Below are 17931 nucleotides of genomic sequence, written 5' to 3' on the forward strand. Positions count from 1 at the left end.
TAACATTAACATAGTCAACAACTTTAATTTCAATTATTAATTATAAATTTGAGACTTTAGGTAATGTAAAGGTTAAATTCTTAAAATTAAAGGTCATGAAAAATTCTAGTTCAGCATCCAACATTTTGAAATTCGTAGCAATAGTTTGTTTATTGTTTACATCGATTAATACCTTACAAGCGCAAGAAGCAAATTATACTGTACAAGGTAATGTATCAGACGAAAACGGTCCACTACCTGGAACAAGTATTGTTTTGCAAGGATCTAATGTAGGAACAGAATCTGATTTTGAAGGGAATTTCGAATTTCCTAGGGCATTAAAAGAAGGTGATGTTTTAATTTTCAGCTTTTTAGGTAAAGAAACAACCAAAATAAAAATTAAAGTCCCAGCTAGCGGCACAATTGTAAGTATAAATGTTATTATGCAAGAAGATGCCTATAACTTGCTAGGAAGTATTTCTAAAAAGAAAGTGTATAAATCTAAAAGAAAGAACTAAATCCTTTTTATGAAAAGTTTTTTCGTTTGTACCTTATTATTCTTTGCTACTTCAACCTTTAGTCAATTATCCGAATTTGATTCGGTAGACTTTACCAATGCAGATAATTTAGCAAAATTGTATGAGGGCGAAAATCTACAAAACCTTTCTTTGCTTAGTTACAACCTAACTCATACTCTTAAGACAGATCTTGAAAAATTTAGAGCTATTTACACATGGGTTTGTCAAAATATTAGAGCTGACAAAAATCAATACCGTAAGGTCATAAAAAAGCGTCGAAAATTTAAAAATGATAGTATTGCTCTTTTATTATGGAATAATAGTTACCAAAAAGTGGCTTTCAAAAAACTATTGAAAAATCAGAAGACAATGTGTACTGGCTATGCCTATCTAATTAAAGAACTCTCTTATTTAGCCGATATAGAATGTAAAATAATTGATGGTTACGGCCGCAGTGTTGAAACAAATATAGACACTTTAGACATTGCCAATCATTCTTGGAATGCAGTTAAATTAAATAATAAATGGTATTTATGCGATGCAACTTGGTCAAGTGGATATTTAAGTGATAAAGGAGGGTTTGTTCGAAAATATAATGATGGATACTTTCTTACTAAGCCAGAATATTTTGCGTTAAATCATTTTCCTAAAGACCAAAATTGGTTGTTGGGGTGTAATATGACCGCAGAGAATTTTGTTGCTAGCCCTTTATTATATGGTGAAGCTTTTTTACATCGCAGCATTCCTAAATTGCCAACAACCTTAAATATTATGACCGAAAAAAATACAGAAATTTCTTTTGAAATTGATTTACTTTCTAAACATAAAGATCTAAAAGCAGCCTTAGTAATGTATACAGATCAAGAAGAGGAACTCAAAATGAATAATTTTAAAGTTACTGACAAAACTTTGAGCTTTTCCACCTCGTTTAAACGTCGCGGTTACTACGACGTTCATTTAAAAGTAAACGAAGATATAATCGCATCATACACCATTAAAGTTGTTGCCCCTGCAAAAAATATTTAGACAAAAGATTAAACTAAAAAGCCCTACAAATTGGAGGGCTTTTTAGTAATTCTATTTCTGTAATCTAGTTTTTAATGTAATAGTTTCTAATAAAACCAAACTGTATAGCCATCATAATACCAATTACCACAAAACTGTAAAGCGTAATATTCGACACTTCAAGTGATGGAATTTGCAATGAAAATTCTGGAACATATTTACCAATTGTACTTTCTTCTGTACCCACTAAATGAAATAAGTAAATACAAGCAGCACCTACAAATGTCAGTATTAATGCCCATATTGATTTAGAAATAAGTGGTTTGCTTTTTTGCAATACTACAGATTCTTCAATATCGTAAATGGCATCCATAACCTTAAAAGAAAAATCTAATGAAGGTGTTTCTTCTGGTAAAGCTTTAACCATTTTTTTGGTCAATTGATCTAATTTATCCTTCGGCTCTTTGTTCATAATGACTGTAAATTTCATGATCTACTGCATTCTTAAAAATAGTAAATAATTTCTTTCGTGCTCGGTGTAATTTCACCTTCACATTATTATTGCTTAAAGCAGTTATTTCTGTAATCTCCTTTAAACTGTTTTCTTCAAAATAAAACAGATGCAACACAGCTCGTTCATCTACTGGAAGTTGATTCATACATTCTTGCACAATATCTTTTCGCTCGTCGCGAGTTAAGCTTTCAAATACATTACTCGTGTCTTCCAACTGATTTTCTATTATTTCGTTTATTTCAACATTTTTAACAAACTTGGCATTCCCTTTTAATCTGTCTAAACAAGTATTATAAGCAATTCTATATACCCATGTCGAAAACTTTGCATCACCCTTATAGGATTTCAAAGACTTAAACGCCTTTATAAACGTATCTTGAGCGGCCTCTTCAGCTTCTTCACGATGCTTCATCATCTTGATAGTTAAACCAAAAACCAAACGCTCATAGCGTTGCACAAGCATGTTAAAAGATTGGGTATGTCCCTCTTTTATCTTTTCAATGTAATACGAGTCGGTTTGATGATTCATCACAGGTATGACGATTAACTTTTAACAAAGGTTACTAAAATTGTATTATTTTTTCAAAAATTAAGAATTAACTTATAAATCATTCAATAAAAAGAAGTTAGATAATAAAAAATCACCTGGTTACTTAAACAACTTGTGTGCGTCAATCATAGACGTAAAACAATCACAATTTAAAAATGGGAAAATTTATAATTAGATTGGGTCTTGGACTTTTATTTATTTGGGGCGGATTATAAAAATTTTTTGAAGGCTATTTAGGAGGAGTTGGCTTAGAAAAAATGGCTGGAGCATTGCAAAGTATAGGCTTCGGTTTTTTAGGAGAAACAGGAAATTATCTATTGACCATATTTTATGCTACAACAGAATTAATAGCTGGTATATTAATAATTGTGAATAAGAAATTGGTTTGGGCCTATTTTTATGCTGCAATTATTATACTTGTGGCCTTGATTACTGTTTATTTTCCAAGGGCAGATTGGATGCAATCTAAGATTCACATTGCATTGTTAACTATATTTTTAGGATTGGGTGTTGAGGCCTATCAAAAGAAAGTATAATACACTTCTTTCTTTTACTGCGGATAAGTTGTAAATTTAGAGTACCATATTTTTAAAATTGAATTGCTATGAAACAAAACACTTATCCTAGAAGATTTTCACATATTGGAATAACCGTGCCCGATATACACAAGGCTGTAGAATTTTATGAAGAAGTAATGGGTTGGTATGTTATTATGTCTCCTTCAACGGTGACCGAAGAAAATGAAACAGCCATTGGTGTTATGTGCATTGATGTCTTTGGTAAGGGATGGGGTACTTTTGAAATTGCGCATATGGCAACTTCTGATGGTATCGGGGTTGAATTATTCTCTTTTCTAGCTACCGAAAATATCAAACCAGAATTCAATCCATTTAGAGCTGGATTATTTCATTTCTGTGTTCAAGATCCAAATATTGAATTACTGACTGATAAAATTGTAGCCTACGGAGGTAAACAACGAATGCCAATTCGTGAGTATTATCCCGGTGAAAAACCTTATAAAATGGTTTATGTTGAAGATCCTTTTGGAGTAGTATTTGAAATTTATTCACACAGTTATGAATTGACATATTCTTTTGGAGCCTATCAAGAATAGACTATGTTCTCAAAGTCCATGTTTCGTGCAAAGGGGCTCCTTTACTAGAAAATCCAGAGTGATGCCAATCACCATCTTTCAAATCATAATCAAATTCTAAACTTAATCCAACTCTAGAATTATCTCGTGAAAAGAATTCTATGCTTTCTGTATACTTGCCGTCAATTGTGGTATAGGTTCCGCCTACAGCACCCATAAATTGTTTGGTTTCGGTATTGCAGGTAATCCATTGAAATCTAGTTCCAAAAAGAATATTCATTGTTTTTCTTGGTTATATAGTATCTCTTGTCTGTATTTTCCCATCGCGTTTTCTACCAGACATTAACCATGCTACATTTAAATCTCCAGGAGTACCATTATCTATTCTTTTCCAAACCAAATCATCAGTACCAATTATTCTAAGTTCATCTTCTTTAATTGCAATATCAAAAGAAACAGAAGTTCCTACTACATTAGAATCCTCTTTATCGAACTCAACAACTTCAGTAATTGTATTTCCTTCTTGCGACCATGCCCCTCCGTTAGTTCCTTTAAATTCTCCCGTATCTGCATCGTACCATGTGGATACCTGATAACCTTCTGCCGATACAATAACAATGTTTTTTAAGGTGACTTCTTCTTCATGAAAAGTTTTTTCCCAAGCTCCTACTATTTCTTGTGCATGAAACGAAATAAAGGAAAAAAAGGTTATCAATGATAAAATGAACTGTTTCATAACTTCAAGTTTTATTGCTATTGCTAAGATACGATAAATAAAAAACGCCCACCTTAATGGTGAGCGTTCTATATATCTAATAATTTAAAGATGATTCAATAAATTATTTTTCTTCTTCAACTTCTTCAAAGTCTACATCTTGCACATCATCTTCTCCGCCTTGAGCATCAGCAGCTCCTTGAGCTCCAGCAGCACCATTAGCTTGTGCTTCTTGTTGTGCTTTGTAGATATCTTCTGAAGCTACTTTCCATGCTTCGTTGATTTTCTCCATTGCAGCATCAATTTGCGCTAAATCTTGAGATGCATGTGCAGCTTTCAATTCTGTTAATGCAGCTTCGATTGGCTCTTTTTTATCAGCAGATAATTTATCTCCAAACTCTTTTAATTGCTTTTCTGTTTGGAAAATCATAGAGTCAGCTCCATTTACTTTCTCTGCTTTCTCTTTAGCTTCTTTATCAGCATCAGCATTTGCTTCAGCTTCTTGCTTCATCTTTTGGATTTCTTCTTCTGTCAATCCTGAAGAAGCTTCAATACGAATGTTGTGCTCTTTACCAGTACCTTTATCTTTTGCAGATACATTAATAATACCGTTTGCATCGATATCAAATGTTACTTCAATTTGAGGTACTCCTCTTTGTGCAGGTGGAATTCCGTCTAAGTGGAAACGACCAATTGTTTTATTATCTGCAGCCATCGCACGCTCACCTTGTAACACGTGAATCTCAACTGAAGGTTGATTATCTACTGCTGTAGAGAATACTTGTGATTTCTTTGTAGGAATGGTAGTATTTGCCTCAATTAATTTAGTAAATACATTACCCATAGTTTCAATACCTAAAGAAAGTGGCGTAACATCTAATAATAATACGTCTTTAACATCTCCTGTTAATACACCACCTTGAATTGCAGCTCCTACAGCAACTACCTCATCTGGGTTTACACCTTTTGAAGGTTTCTTACCAAAAAACTTCTCTACTGCTTCTTGCACTGCAGGAATACGAGTAGATCCACCAACTAAGATGATCTCATCAATATCTCCTGTAGACAATCCAGCATTTTGTAATGCAGTTCTACATGGCTCGATAGTTCTTTTAACTAAATCATCAATTAACTGCTCAAATTTAGCCTTACTTAATGTTCTAACTAAGTGCTTAGGTCCACTAGCAGTAGCTGTAATATAAGGAAGGTTAATCTCTGTTTGTGCAGAAGAAGATAATTCAATCTTTGCTTTTTCAGCAGCTTCTTTTAAACGCTGTAAAGCCATAGGATCTTTCTTTAAATCCATGTTTTCTTCAGCCTTAAACTCATCTGCTAACCAATTGATGATTTTCTCATCTACATCATCACCACCTAAGTGTGTATCACCATCAGTAGCTAATACTTCAAATACTCCATCTCCTAATTCTAAGATAGAAACATCATGAGTACCACCACCAAAGTCAAATACAACAATTTTTTGATCTTCGTTCTTTTTATCTAAACCATAAGCTAATGCTGCAGCTGTAGGCTCGTTAATAATACGGCTTACTTTTAATCCTGCAATCTCACCAGCTTCTTTTGTAGCTTGTCTTTGTGCATCGTTAAAATATGCTGGCACAGTTACAACCGCTTCTGATACTTCTTGACCTAAGTAATCTTCAGCAGTCTTCTTCATTTTTTGAAGCGTCATAGCTGAAATTTCTTGTGGCGTATATAAACGACCATCGATATCTACACGAGGTGTATCGTTATCTCCTTTTACTACTTTATAAGGTACACGCTCAATTTCTTTTGAACATTCTGAATATTTATTCCCCATAAAACGTTTAATAGAATAAATCGTTTTTAATGGGTTGGTAACCGCTTGACGTTTTGCAGGGTCACCCACTTTTCTATCGCCACCTTCTACAAAAGCCACAATAGAAGGCGTTGTTCTCTTGCCTTCTGCATTAGGTATAACTACTGGCTCGTTCCCTTCCATTACAGAAACACAAGAGTTTGTAGTACCTAAATCGATTCCAATTATTTTGCTCATTTTATTTTAATTTATATTGTTATTCGAGTGATTTCTATTATCGATTGCTTAAAGTCAATCATTATGCCATTGGAATATTTATGACATCTTGTCAGAAGTGTAAAATAAGACAAATCAAAATGACATTTAATATTTAGAATATTGTCTTTTTTGACATGCTTTTTTTATCAAAAACATATATTTGCCTACCTAAAAATAACTATCTACGAAATAATGGAGTGTATTTCAGTTTTTGACATGCTTAAAATTGGTATTGGGCCTTCAAGTTCACATACCTTAGGTCCTTGGCGTGCTGCTGAGCAATGGATAGCACATTTAAAATCTAAAGATATTCTGCAACATGTAAATCATGTAAAAGTAGATTTATATGGTTCTCTATCTCTAACTGGTATTGGACACGCCACTGACTTAGCAGTTATGTTAGGTCTTTCAGGAGCAGATCCTGTTACTATTCCTGTCAAAGATATCCAACCAACAATCGATAAAATTAAGACAAGTGAAATACTCAATTTAAATGGTGAGTTTGAAATTTCTTTTTCAACCAAAAATGATATTTTTTTTAATCGTGATTTTTTACCTTTTCATGCGAACGGTTTAACCTTTAAGGCATCTAATAACAGAGTTGAACTAGATAGTTCTACCTATTATTCTATAGGTGGTGGGTTTGTTGTTCAAGAAGAACATACCGGGGAAAAAGAAAAAGCCGCGATCTACAAAACATTTCCACATCCCATTCAAACAGCCAAGGAATTGGAGCAACATTGTGCAGAAGAAAAATTGAAAATTTCAGAAATTGTTTGGAAAAACGAGGTTTCTCAAAAATCTCCTACTGAAATAGATACAGAAATTCATGCAATTTGGAATACGATGCTAGAATGTATGTATACAGGTTGTCATACGGAAGGTATGCTACCAGGAGGATTGAATGTGAGGCGCAGAGCATTTGACATGCACCATAAATTAAAAGGAGAAACTCCTTATTCAAATCCAACAGAGTGGATAGCATCTATTAGAAAAACTAAAGTTCGATTCAGACAAATATTCAAATGGGTTAGTTGTTTTGCTTTAAGTGTAAATGAAGTAAATGCCTCATTGGGTCGAGTAGTAACTGCTCCTACAAATGGGAGTGCAGGGGTTATTCCAGCAGTATTAATGTACTATTTGGTAATTGAAAATCACAATGCAAACTTTGATCAAATCAAACAGTTTCTTTTAGTAGCTGGTGAAATAGGAAGTATTGTTAAAAAAGGAGCTACTATATCGGCTGCAATGGGTGGTTGTCAAGCAGAAATTGGTGTATCTAGTGCCATGGCTGCTGGAGCATTAACAGAATTACTTGGGGGTACCCCTCAACAAGTATTGATGGCTAGCGAAATTGCCATGGAACATCATTTAGGATTAACCTGTGACCCTATTGGTGGACTCGTGCAAATACCATGTATAGAGAGAAATGCAATGGGTGCTATTAAAGCAATTAATGCTGCAGAGTTAGCTTTAGACACTGATAGTGCAAATGCCAAAGTGCCTTTTGACAAAGTTATTGAAAGTATGTGGGAAACTGCCAAAAACATGCACTCTAAATATAAAGAGACTTCTGAAGGCGGCTTAGCTGTTAGCGTTAATATCGCTGATTGCTAGGAATTCAATCACCTCATTTTCAGCACATAAATTTGAAAACTTTACTATATTTAGTATATTTGAAAAACATTTAACAACAAAACACAAACTTAATCAACCCCAAAATGAGTGAATTTTATAATAAAGTGGATTATTATAAAAAGGTAATGTATGAACTCGGTTTAGAATTCGATGCGGATTTATTGACTGCTGTTACCAAAGGGTTAGGCCCATCAATTTATAAAGAAAATTCTGAAATTTTAAGAGGTACATCAGAAGAAGATTTGACTACCGTTAAACAAAGTTTCTTAAATAAAAAACTAGGAGTTTATGACGAATCGCGCTATGATGATGCGATTAGTTATGTAGTTAATAAAATGGGAGCTGAGACCAAAAAGTATCGCGCTATCTTCTATTATTTATTAGTCAAAAAATTGCGTAGAGAATACGTTTATGAGTAATTATCTTGTAAATACCAATTCTGATTCCGTAGATATATTCGCATCAAACCCATAACCTTCGTAGTTGAAACCTTTTAACTCTTCAATTGTTTCAACATTGTTGTCAATAATATATCTGACCATCATTCCCCTTGCCTTTTTTGCAAAGAAGCTAATCATTTTCAATTTCCCGTTTTTATAATCTTTAAAAACAGGAGTCACAACTGGCGATTTCAAATTCTTTGAATTCACTGATTTGAAATATTCATTACTTGCTAAATTTATGAATGGTATGTTTTCTTCTAATTCTTCATTCAAAGCTTTCGTGATTTTATCACCCCAAAACTGATATAAATTGTCTTTAGTTCTAATCTTCAATTTTGTCCCCATCTCCAAACGGTAAGGCTGCATTAAATCCAATGGCTTTAATAAACCATACTGACCTGATAAGATTCTCAACTTATCTTGTAACTGATCTAATTTCTCTTCGGGAATTGAGTAGGCATCCAATCCAATATATACATCACCTTTAAAAGCATATACTGCTTGTCTCGAATTTTTAGGTGTAAATGGTAATGACCACTCCTGATTGCGCTTGTAATTTAATTCACCCAATGCTGGAGAAATATTCATAAGAGCCGACAGATCTTTGGCTGTCTTCTTTTTTAAAGCTTTATTTAATTTTGCTGCTTCTTCCAAGAAAATACCCTGAGTATACTTTTCGGTTGGACAAGGAGTTCCGAAATCTAAAGATTTCGCAGGAGAAATTACAATTTTCATAATTGTTTAATTTAAATGTAAAGGTAGCAAACAAGTTGAAATTTCTAAACCGAAAACAAGAGTATTAATTAATTCTTCAATAGGATTTATTTATTATCAAGTTCATTTTCAATGTAGACCTTTGTTTTCTTTAGATGGTTTTATCGATCTTTTAGATTCATCAGTTCATTATACACCTCAACCTAATGAACAAATGGCTCATTAATCAATTGAACAAATATGATATTAGATATTGAATCTTTGATAAATGTAAACTTCCCTATTTTGTTCAATTTCTTTAGCAGTCTGAATTTTTTTTTATGAATGATACGAGCAAAAATTTAGTGAATGGTAAAATTAATAGGGCAACAACAGTATTAAACAACAAATGAGCCATAACTACATCAAAAGTAATTCCTGCATTACACGATTTAATCAAATTACAAAAAGAGCAGAATAATAAAAGGTATTACACAGTTAATAAAAAACAGCACAACCACTTTGATTTATAGCCCCACCCAAAAACCCAGCAAATAATCTTTTAACTTCATTATTCACAAATCTATTGAAAGTGCGCTGTATAATTTCTCCAGCATTCGATTTCAAATTATTTGAAAAACTCTCAATCTATGTGTAAAAAGACCGATAGCTGCTATTATGGACACCAGTTATGTCAATGAATCCATCCTATCTAATCTTTTTGATGAACTGTATATGTTCGCCATTTATCTAGACACTGACCCATATCTTCTGGAATTGAGGAATCAAAACGCATAAATTCTCCTGTAGTTGGGTGTTCAAACCCTAAAGTTTTTGCATGCAACGCTTGCCTAGGAAGTGTTTTAAAACAGTTTTCAACAAACTGCTTATACTTTGTAAACGTTGTTCCTTTTAAAATTTCATCTCCACCATAACGCTCATCATTAAATAAAGTATGACCTTTATGTTTCATATGAGCTCTTATTTGATGTGTTCTACCTGTTTCTAATTTACATTGAATTAATGTAACATAACTAAAACGTTCAACCACTTTATAATGTGTAATGGCTGGTTTTCCAAATTCGCCCTCTGGAAATACAGACATTTGCAATCTGTTTTTTAAACTTCTACCAATATGACCTACCACCGTGCCTTCATCTTCATCTATATTTCCCCAAACTAAAGCAAAATAGAGTCGTTCAGTTGTACGGTCAAAAAATTGTTTAGAAAGATGTGCCATCGCATATTCAGTCTTAGCAACAACCATGAGGCCACTTGTATCTTTGTCGATTCTATGCACTAATCCAGGGCGATCACTGGAATTATTGGGTAAATTTTCTATATGATGAATTAATCCATTAACTAAGGTGCCAGAATAATTACCATGTCCAGGATGAACGACCATACCTGGTGGTTTGTTCACAACAATTACTGCATCATCTTCATACACTATATCAATAGGTATGTTCTCTGCTACCAATAAATTTTCATGAGGAGGATGCGATAATACTACTCGAACTACATCATTCGGTTTTACCTTGTAATTTGATTTAACAGGAACATCGTTTACAACAATATTACCAGCCTTTGCAGCTTGTTGTATTTTATTTCTTGTGGCATTTTCTATAAAATTCATTAAAAACTTATCTACACGCAAAGGTTCTTGACCTGCATGTGCAACATATCTGAAATGCTCATACATCTCTTCATTTTCAATAAATTCATTATCAACCATTTCTCTTATTTTTTTAATAAGCCTCTATCGCCTCCATTACCCAGTTTTAATTCAAGCAACGAATTTCTAGGAAGCTTATCTCCTACTTCAATTTCTTTACCATTAAAATAGATACCTCTTACAACATCTAGAGCAATATCTTTTACATATGTCGGTTCATTGCCCACTCTAAATCCAACCGCTTTAAGCGTTGCCTCGGCATTTCTACGTGGCTTGGTTAATATATTTGGAATAGCAACATCTTGATATGTAGGTCTATTTATTTTTAAATAGATACGCCTTTTCTCTTTAACGAAATCACCCGGTTCAGGGTGTTGCTCTATGACTGATAAGGGTGGAAAATCTGGATTGTAGTTTGTTGAATCTTGAATTTCTGCTCTTAAATCGAGTTCTTTCAATACGGTTTTTACCTCCTCTAGCGTTAATTTAGATAAGTCTGGAACTTGAATTTTTTGATTGTGGTTGGTAGAAACATCCAGCCATTTACTTAGAATAAACAAAAAAACAATTATACCTATTCCGGCAAAGGTTAAATTCTTTAAAAATGATTTACTCGTTACAAACTTTATCAAACTCATATCTTATATTTGTTTTAACAAAGATATAAAACGAAACAATCTTACTTTCTATTGTTTTTACTATTTTATATCCATTAAGACGATTAAAATATGGCTTCTATTCTTTTAACAGGTATTGGTTTAATAAGCAAGCATTTAGCTCCAATTTTAGAATCAAATGGTCATGAAGTTTCATTCTTATCTCGGAGCAAAAAAGAGTATAAAAATTACAAGGTGTATTATTGGAATCACAATAAGCAAGTAATAGATAGCAATGCTATCAAAAATACCGATATTATTATTCATTTGGCCGGAGCAAGTATTTCCAAACGCTGGACGAAAAAATTTAAACGAGAGATATATGATAGTAGAATAAATAGTACAAAATTTTTATGTGAATATCTCAGAACTAATAAACATCGGGTAAAACAATTTATTTTGGGCAGCGCTATTGGTTATTATGGAAGTGTAACAACAGATAAAATATTTAGCGAATCTGATTCAGCAGGAAATGACTTTCTGGCTCGCATCTGTATAAAATGGGAAAAATCTCTAGATGATTTACCCTCAGGTATAAATAATTCTATAATAAGAACAGGAGTTGTATTTTCTAAAAATGATGGACCTTTTACAAAAATATGTCAACCTATAAAAAAAGGATTTGGAGCTGTTATTGGAAATGGTAAACAAATTATATCATGGATTCATATAGAAGACTACTGTAATATGATGCTTTATATGGTGATGAATTCTAAATTAAATGGAATATATAATGCTGTGGCACCATATCCTGTTTCAAACAAAGAGCTAACATATAGAATTTCAAGAAAACTCAACAAAAGTATTTGGTTACCTGCGGTACCAAAATTTGCACTAAAAATTATATTAGGTCAAATGTCGATACTTGCTACTGAAGGAAATGTGGTAAATTCAGAAAAGATTAGTAATACAGGATTTGAATTTAAATATCCATATATTGAGGATGCGCTGAATAATTTATTGGACTAAATATTTCTAATTATCTTAAGATTATCCGCTAACATTGCTGGAGATTCCAACTTTTCAAAATGAGCTGGTACATTAGTCATATCAAAATTTCCACCAATGTATAAGGGAATATCGAAATTCTTGAACAAATCAATAAAAGATATTCTATAGTTCTCTGTAATTGGAGCAATAAACATTGTCAAGATTATGCTTGCTTTCGCAATTTCGTTAACCTCTAATATGTTTTCCAGAGGAACATTCTGTCCTAAATAATAAACTTTGAATCCTAAATCTCGAGCAATATAATTCGCCAATAACAATGCTATTTCATGACTCTCATTTTCAGGTAAAAACAAAATCACACTCTTTGCATCTTCTTTTGGTGGCGGAATCATATCTATTGCAGATACAATTTTCTGCCTAATTAAACAAGAAATAAAATGTTCTTGAGCAGGTATGGTTCTATTGGTGGTCCATAAAACTCCAACATGATCAAGAAAAGGATATAAAAGGTCTATAACCGTTGACAATAAACCATTTCGTGTAACATGTCTTTTGAAAATATGATTGAAACTTTCTTCGTTCATTTCAATCATTGCATACACCAATCGGTTTAAATCATCATCAAATTTTGCAGAAGATCTAGAATTGAGGTGAACCACTACCTCGTGCACTTCATCTTCATTCATTTTATCAATTTTCGAAACTCTATATCCGTTATTAATTAAAATAGATATATTTAAAAGTTTCCGAACATCCGCATCTGAATAATACCTAATATTCGTCTCTGTACGCTCAGGTTTTAGAAACGTGTAGCGTCTTTCCCAAATTCTTAAAGTGTGAGATTTTATTCCGGTTAGGGTCTCCACCTGCGCCATGGTGTAGGTATTCATATTCTCTAAATTTCCTGTAAAAGTAGCCAAAACCGTGAATTTTAATAGGATTATTCATGGCAAATATACACTTTTTTTTGGTTTTGTATAACTTTTTTACACTTTTTCTTGGACAATAAAATTTTTTATTTATATATTTGTCCAACTTTAACACATAATTTATTAGACAATGAAAACTTTAAATGAATCACTAAAACGTAAATTCTCGCTTTTAACGGCGTTAATTTTTATGGGTGCATCATTATTTCTCGTTAGTTGTGACGATGATGATGATGGACCGGGAGAACCAACCGTAACTTTAGATGTTGTGGAAATAATTGATGGAGCACCAGGCTTATCTACATTAAACAGTGCTATTAACGCAGCAGGTTTAGGACCAACACTTTCAGGTGAAGGACCTTTTACAATTTTTGCACCAACCAATGCTGCATTTGCCGAGTTAGATCCAACTACTCTTAATACGATTATCTCTACACCTTCTTTATTAACCGCTTTATTACAATATCATGTGGTTAGTGGTAATGTTACTTCAGATCAATTAACTAATGGCGACGTACCAACCCTTTTATCCGGTCAATCGATTATGGTAAATGTAAACAATGGCGTGGTTTTAAATGGCAGCTCAAACGTGGTGGATGCTGACGTTCTTGCAACGAATGGCGTCATACATATTGTAGACGAAGTCCTATTACCAGAAGGGTTTATCGCTGAAACTATAACACAATTAGCAATTAGCAATCCTGAATTTTCCACATTGGTTTCAATATTAGTAAAGCCAGAATTAGCTGATATTTTAGCAGCAGCAAGCGATCCAACTCAAGATCTAACTGTTTTTGCTCCTACAAATACTGCTTTTGATAACCTGCTTTCAGCTTTGGGTAAATCAAGTGTGGATGAATTACCGGTTGGATTATTAAGAGAAATCGTTTTATACCACATTCTTGGGACGTCAGTTGAGTCTGGTGAATTATCAGATGGAATGATGGCTGAAACACTATTAACAGGAGAGTCTGTTACCGTAGATTTATCCAATGGTGTAATGATCAACGATTCAAATGTAGTAGCACCAGATGTTCTTGCTGTAAATGGTGTAATTCATGGAATTGATGCAGTATTGATTCCTGGATATGTGGCTCAGACTGTGGGAACAATTGCCGAAGTTATTATGTTCGACCCTAACTATACAATATTAGTACAAGCACTTCAAACTGCTGATTTACTTGAAACTATTTCAACAGCTAATGATTTAACACTTTTCGCTCCTGACAATGCCGCCTTTATCGCTGCAGGCATAACATCTTTAGATGGTCTGGATGCAGCAACTTTAACACCTATTTTACTCTATCATGTCTTAGGAGCAAAAGTGTTATCATCAGAATTACCAGCAGATGGTATGGCAGTGACTCTAAATAATGATGAAAAAATCTATTTAGGATACCTAACAAGTAGTGTAATTATAAATGGTTTAACAACTATTACAGCCGTAGATATGGAAAAAAGTAATGGTGTTGTTCATGCAATTAATAGAACACTTTTACCACCTGCACCAAATGTTATAGAAATAGCTGCCGCCTTTGCTGATATGGGTGATGATTCTGAATTTACAGTTTTGGTAAGTCTTTTAACAGATCCAAATTACGAAGATATAGGACAAGCAATTATTGATGCAGACAATATTACTGTATTTGCTCCAACAGATGCTGCATTTGGAGATATAGAAGATGTAATTCCAACATTAACGGTAGATCAAATTAGAACTATTTTATTATACCATGCAGCAAGTGCAAGAGTATTTAGTACTGATTTGGTTGATGGTCAAGCTTTGCCAATGTTAAGTGGTGAAACACTTACAGTGAATCTTGGGGAAGATGGCGCAAGTCTAACAGATATGTCTATGAGCGAAGATGCAAATATTATTGAAGTAAATGTACATGGTAGCAATGGAGTTATTCATGTGGTAGATAAAGTATTAATACCAACGCTTTAATTAATTAATCAAATGTTCATACAATAGTTATTTTGTGGTTAGTTTTTGGTTTTGTCGGCGATCCCAGTTGGTAGGTTTTGCCGGCAATTCCATTTTTTAATCCCTTCGTAACTGCTTTAAAAAAGACATTTATATTCAAACAACCACATGAAAAAAGTATTACTAACAATTAGCTTTGTAGCAATAACTCTAATTTCATTTGCTCAAAAGGGAGCCATATCTGGTAGGGTATTTAATGAAATCAATAATGCTCCAATTCCTTTCGCCAACATAATTATAGAAAATACTTCTTTAGGAACTACTAGTGATAGTGATGGAAATTACATTATTGAGAATTTAGATCCTGGAACCTACAATGTATACGCAAGTTTCGTTGGTTATAAAAAAGTTATTAAATACGAAATAATCGTATTTGCTGCAAAAACAACAAATTTAAACTTTGCTTTAGAAGAAGATGCTGCTCTACTTGATGAAATAGAATTGCAAGCTTCTCCTTTTAATAGACAATTAGAATCTCCTGTTAGTAAAAATACTATCGGAGCTTCAGAAATTTATAGAAATCCTGGAGGAAATAGAGACATCTCAAAGGTAATTCAAGTTTTACCGGGTGTTGCAACCACTGTTTCTTTTAGAAATGATATTATAGTGCGAGGAGGAGCTCCTAACGAGAATAGATTCTACTTGGACGGAATTGAAGTTCCCAATATAAACCACTTTGCCACGCAAGGTGCTTCTGGTGGACCGGTAGGTATGATTAATGTAAATCTTATTAAAAATGTTGATTTTTATGCAGGCGCTTTTCCTGCAAATAGAGGTAATACTATGAGTTCTTTAATGGAATTTGAGCAAATTACCGGAAATTCAGAAAAATTATCAGGTACATTCAATATTGGTTCTTCGGATGTAGGTGTAACACTTGATGGACCGACAGGTGAAAATTCATCTTTTATTCTTTCTGCTAGAAGATCGTATTTGCAGTTTTTATTCAAAGCTTTAAAAATTCCATTCTTACCAACATACAACGATTTTCAATACAAACATGATTTTAGGCTAAACGACAAAAACGAACTTACCATTATTGGTCTTGGTGCTATAGATGAATTTGAAATTAATGAAGATGTAAATGACGGTGTTACCGATAAAGATGACATCAATAGAAATAATTATATTTTAGCGAATATTCCTATTAACAATCAATGGAACTACACAGTTGGTGCCCACTGGAAACACTATTCTGAAAATAGCAATCAAAGCTTAATTGTAAGCAGAAATCACTTAAACAACCAAGCTTACAAGTATTTGAACAACGATGAATCTCCTGAAAATTTATTATACGATTATGAATCTCAAGAGATTGAAAACAAAATTAGATTTGAACATACCTACAGAAGTTCAAATGGTTGGAAAATAAATGCAGGTACTGGTCTAGAGTTTGTTAAATACACCAACAGTACATTTTTTAAAAAAGAAATTAACGAAGAAGTAGAAATTCTAGATTTCGACTCTGAAATCGATTTTTCAAAATACGCATTTTTCGGTCAAGCAACTAAATCATTCTTGAACGATAAACTTTCTGCCTCATTTGGATTAAGAACTGATTTCAACAATTATTCTAATGACATGTCCAACCCTTTAGAACAGCTTTCGCCTAGAATATCGCTTTCCTATGCACTATCAGAAAAGTGGAGTTTAGGGTTTAACACTGGTCGTTATTACCAATTACCCGCCTATACTGTTATGGGGTACAGAGATAATAATGGCAACTTAGTTAATAAAGAAAACGATATTACTTACATTCAATCAGACCATATTGTTGCAGGAGCCTCTTTCAGCCCTTCGTTCTTTTCTAAAATAACCGTTGAAGGGTTCTATAAAAAATATAAAAACTATCCTTTCTTACTGAACGATGAAATCTCTCTTGCAAACTTAGGTGGCGATTTCGGGGTGATTGGTAATGAACCAGCAAACTCAACTTCTAGAGGTAGATCTTATGGATTTGAATTGATGGCTCAACAAAAATTAAGCAATACTATCTACGGAATCATTTCATACACATTCGTAGTTAGTGAATTTCAAGATAAGTATGGAGAGTATGTTCCATCATCGTGGGATAATGGACATATTTTGAATATTGTTGCAGGTAAAAAGTTGGCGAAAAATTGGGAAGTAGGTGCAAAATTCAGACTTTTAGGTGGTGCACCTTATACTCCTTATGATATTGAACTTTCTTCTCAAAAAGAAATTTGGGATGTAACGCAAAGAGGAATTAACGATTGGGATTTATTAAATACCGAAAGAACTGGAATTCTTCATCAAATGGATGTGAGAGTAGATAAAACTTGGAATTTCTCTAAATGGTCCTTAAACGCCTATATAGATATTCAGAACCTTTATAATTCTAAAACAGATGTTCCTCCATATCTAGATGTACGACGCGATGATATGGGTAACCCGATTGAAGACCCTAACAATCCAAATGCATATGACACCTATTTAATTGAAGACGAAAGCGGCACTGTACTTCCTTCAATTGGAATATTGATAGGATTCTAAAGATTTTTTAATTTC

General features: G+C 33.3%; 18 protein-coding genes. 9 read left to right on the forward strand and 9 right to left on the reverse strand.

Translation table 11 applies throughout. The features are described 5' to 3' along the window. Window positions 1-95 precede the first annotated feature (95 nt). Window positions 96-497, forward strand: a complete 402-nt coding sequence (locus ACYQ5R_RS00735) for a carboxypeptidase-like regulatory domain-containing protein (protein ID WP_460188986.1) — start codon at window positions 96-98, stop codon at window positions 495-497. 9 nt (window positions 498-506) lie between these two features. Then, on the forward strand, window positions 507-1523 hold the full coding sequence (locus ACYQ5R_RS00740; RefSeq protein ID WP_460188987.1) for a transglutaminase domain-containing protein: 1017 nt from the start codon (window positions 507-509) through the stop codon (window positions 1521-1523). A gap of 64 nt (window positions 1524-1587) precedes the next feature. On the opposite strand, the gene ACYQ5R_RS00745 is transcribed toward ACYQ5R_RS00740, so the two are convergent. Together ACYQ5R_RS00745 and ACYQ5R_RS00750 are read right to left on the reverse strand one after the other, a co-directional pair. Beyond that, entirely contained in the window at window positions 1588-1974 is a 387-nt protein-coding gene (locus tag ACYQ5R_RS00745; RefSeq protein ID WP_460188988.1) for a hypothetical protein, read from the reverse strand. After that, on the reverse strand, window positions 1952-2545 hold the full coding sequence (locus ACYQ5R_RS00750; RefSeq protein ID WP_460188989.1) for an RNA polymerase sigma factor: 594 nt from the start codon (window positions 2543-2545) through the stop codon (window positions 1952-1954). Before ACYQ5R_RS00750 ends, ACYQ5R_RS00745 begins: the two co-directional genes overlap by 23 nt. A gap of 278 nt (window positions 2546-2823) precedes the next feature. Here ACYQ5R_RS00750 and ACYQ5R_RS00755 point away from each other — a divergent pair, with 278 nt between their 5' ends. Both ACYQ5R_RS00755 and ACYQ5R_RS00760 read left to right on the forward strand, forming a co-directional pair. Further along, entirely contained in the window at window positions 2824-3102 is a 279-nt protein-coding gene (locus ACYQ5R_RS00755) for a hypothetical protein (RefSeq protein WP_460188990.1), read from the forward strand. A 68-nt stretch (window positions 3103-3170) separates the two neighbouring features. Then, window positions 3171-3680: a lactoylglutathione lyase family protein gene (locus ACYQ5R_RS00760; RefSeq protein WP_460188991.1), complete on the forward strand. Its 510-nt coding sequence runs from the start codon at window positions 3171-3173 to the stop codon at window positions 3678-3680. A gap of 1 nt (window position 3681) precedes the next feature. Here ACYQ5R_RS00760 and ACYQ5R_RS00765 read toward each other — a convergent pair whose 3' ends face one another. The 3 genes from ACYQ5R_RS00765 to dnaK all read right to left on the reverse strand — a co-directional run bounded on the left by ACYQ5R_RS00765 (window position 3682) and on the right by dnaK (window position 6409). Beyond that, window positions 3682-3939, reverse strand: coding sequence for a hypothetical protein (locus ACYQ5R_RS00765; RefSeq protein ID WP_460188992.1), 258 nt, complete (start codon window positions 3937-3939; stop codon window positions 3682-3684). Window positions 3940-3951: 12 nt separating this feature from the next. Continuing rightward, window positions 3952-4395, reverse strand: a complete 444-nt coding sequence (locus ACYQ5R_RS00770) for a hypothetical protein (RefSeq protein ID WP_460188993.1) — start codon at window positions 4393-4395, stop codon at window positions 3952-3954. Window positions 4396-4498: 103 nt separating this feature from the next. Next, the gene (gene dnaK / locus ACYQ5R_RS00775; protein WP_460188994.1) at window positions 4499-6409 is read right to left on the reverse strand and encodes a molecular chaperone DnaK; all 1911 of its coding nucleotides are present in this window, start codon (window positions 6407-6409) and stop codon (window positions 4499-4501) included. Window positions 6410-6622: 213 nt separating this feature from the next. On the opposite strand from dnaK, the gene ACYQ5R_RS00780 reads away from it, so the two are divergent. Beyond that, entirely contained in the window at window positions 6623-8047 is a 1425-nt protein-coding gene (locus ACYQ5R_RS00780; protein WP_460188995.1) for an L-serine ammonia-lyase, read from the forward strand. 104 nt (window positions 8048-8151) lie between these two features. Then, entirely contained in the window at window positions 8152-8487 is a 336-nt protein-coding gene (locus tag ACYQ5R_RS00785) for a DUF2853 family protein (RefSeq protein WP_460188996.1), read from the forward strand. On the opposite strand, the gene yaaA is transcribed toward ACYQ5R_RS00785, so the two are convergent. The 3 genes from yaaA to ACYQ5R_RS00800 form a co-directional block, all read right to left on the reverse strand. Next, window positions 8488-9246, reverse strand: coding sequence for a peroxide stress protein YaaA (gene yaaA / locus ACYQ5R_RS00790; protein WP_460188997.1), 759 nt, complete (start codon window positions 9244-9246; stop codon window positions 8488-8490). A gap of 670 nt (window positions 9247-9916) precedes the next feature. Further along, window positions 9917-10939 (reverse strand): RluA family pseudouridine synthase, encoded by a 1023-nt coding sequence (locus ACYQ5R_RS00795; protein WP_460188998.1) that lies wholly within the window; start codon window positions 10937-10939, stop codon window positions 9917-9919. A gap of 5 nt (window positions 10940-10944) precedes the next feature. Further along, window positions 10945-11517, reverse strand: coding sequence for a PASTA domain-containing protein (locus ACYQ5R_RS00800; protein WP_460188999.1), 573 nt, complete (start codon window positions 11515-11517; stop codon window positions 10945-10947). Between the two features lie 90 nt (window positions 11518-11607). Between ACYQ5R_RS00800 and ACYQ5R_RS00805 the strand changes: the two genes are divergently transcribed. Further along, complete coding sequence (locus ACYQ5R_RS00805; RefSeq protein ID WP_460189000.1) at window positions 11608-12504, forward strand: TIGR01777 family oxidoreductase; 897 nt, start codon at window positions 11608-11610, stop codon at window positions 12502-12504. Here the strand turns inward: ACYQ5R_RS00805 and ACYQ5R_RS00810 are convergent. After that, the gene (locus ACYQ5R_RS00810) at window positions 12501-13406 is read right to left on the reverse strand and encodes a MerR family transcriptional regulator (protein WP_460189001.1); all 906 of its coding nucleotides are present in this window, start codon (window positions 13404-13406) and stop codon (window positions 12501-12503) included. The two genes, ACYQ5R_RS00805 and ACYQ5R_RS00810, sit on opposite strands and share 4 nt — an antisense overlap. A gap of 139 nt (window positions 13407-13545) precedes the next feature. On the opposite strand from ACYQ5R_RS00810, the gene ACYQ5R_RS00815 reads away from it, so the two are divergent. After that, window positions 13546-15363, forward strand: coding sequence for a fasciclin domain-containing protein (locus ACYQ5R_RS00815; protein WP_460189002.1), 1818 nt, complete (start codon window positions 13546-13548; stop codon window positions 15361-15363). A 147-nt stretch (window positions 15364-15510) separates the two neighbouring features. Continuing rightward, complete coding sequence (locus ACYQ5R_RS00820) at window positions 15511-17916, forward strand: TonB-dependent receptor (protein WP_460189003.1); 2406 nt, start codon at window positions 15511-15513, stop codon at window positions 17914-17916. Window positions 17917-17931: the final 15 nt, after the last annotated feature.

This window comes from Urechidicola sp. KH5 (genome assembly GCF_054661455.1).

Excerpts from the sequence above, each read along its gene's own strand:
- ACYQ5R_RS00735 (WP_460188986.1), top strand. The coding sequence starts at position 96 with ATGAAAAATTCTAGTTCAGCATCCAACATTTTGAAATTCGTAGCAATA.
- ACYQ5R_RS00740 (WP_460188987.1), top strand. The coding sequence starts at position 507 with ATGAAAAGTTTTTTCGTTTGTACCTTATTATTCTTTGCTACTTCAACC.
- ACYQ5R_RS00745 (WP_460188988.1), bottom strand. The coding sequence starts at position 1,974 with ATGAACAAAGAGCCGAAGGATAAATTAGATCAATTGACCAAAAAAATG.
- ACYQ5R_RS00750 (WP_460188989.1), bottom strand. The coding sequence starts at position 2,545 with ATGAATCATCAAACCGACTCGTATTACATTGAAAAGATAAAAGAGGGA.
- ACYQ5R_RS00755 (WP_460188990.1), top strand. The coding sequence starts at position 2,824 with ATGGCTGGAGCATTGCAAAGTATAGGCTTCGGTTTTTTAGGAGAAACA.
- ACYQ5R_RS00760 (WP_460188991.1), top strand. The coding sequence starts at position 3,171 with ATGAAACAAAACACTTATCCTAGAAGATTTTCACATATTGGAATAACC.
- ACYQ5R_RS00765 (WP_460188992.1), bottom strand. The coding sequence starts at position 3,939 with ATGAATATTCTTTTTGGAACTAGATTTCAATGGATTACCTGCAATACC.
- ACYQ5R_RS00770 (WP_460188993.1), bottom strand. The coding sequence starts at position 4,395 with ATGAAACAGTTCATTTTATCATTGATAACCTTTTTTTCCTTTATTTCG.
- dnaK (WP_460188994.1), bottom strand. The coding sequence starts at position 6,409 with ATGAGCAAAATAATTGGAATCGATTTAGGTACTACAAACTCTTGTGTT.
- ACYQ5R_RS00780 (WP_460188995.1), top strand. The coding sequence starts at position 6,623 with ATGGAGTGTATTTCAGTTTTTGACATGCTTAAAATTGGTATTGGGCCT.
- ACYQ5R_RS00785 (WP_460188996.1), top strand. The coding sequence starts at position 8,152 with ATGAGTGAATTTTATAATAAAGTGGATTATTATAAAAAGGTAATGTAT.
- yaaA (WP_460188997.1), bottom strand. The coding sequence starts at position 9,246 with ATGAAAATTGTAATTTCTCCTGCGAAATCTTTAGATTTCGGAACTCCT.
- ACYQ5R_RS00795 (WP_460188998.1), bottom strand. The coding sequence starts at position 10,939 with ATGGTTGATAATGAATTTATTGAAAATGAAGAGATGTATGAGCATTTC.
- ACYQ5R_RS00800 (WP_460188999.1), bottom strand. The coding sequence starts at position 11,517 with ATGAGTTTGATAAAGTTTGTAACGAGTAAATCATTTTTAAAGAATTTA.
- ACYQ5R_RS00805 (WP_460189000.1), top strand. The coding sequence starts at position 11,608 with ATGGCTTCTATTCTTTTAACAGGTATTGGTTTAATAAGCAAGCATTTA.
- ACYQ5R_RS00815 (WP_460189002.1), top strand. The coding sequence starts at position 13,546 with ATGAAAACTTTAAATGAATCACTAAAACGTAAATTCTCGCTTTTAACG.
- ACYQ5R_RS00820 (WP_460189003.1), top strand. The coding sequence starts at position 15,511 with ATGAAAAAAGTATTACTAACAATTAGCTTTGTAGCAATAACTCTAATT.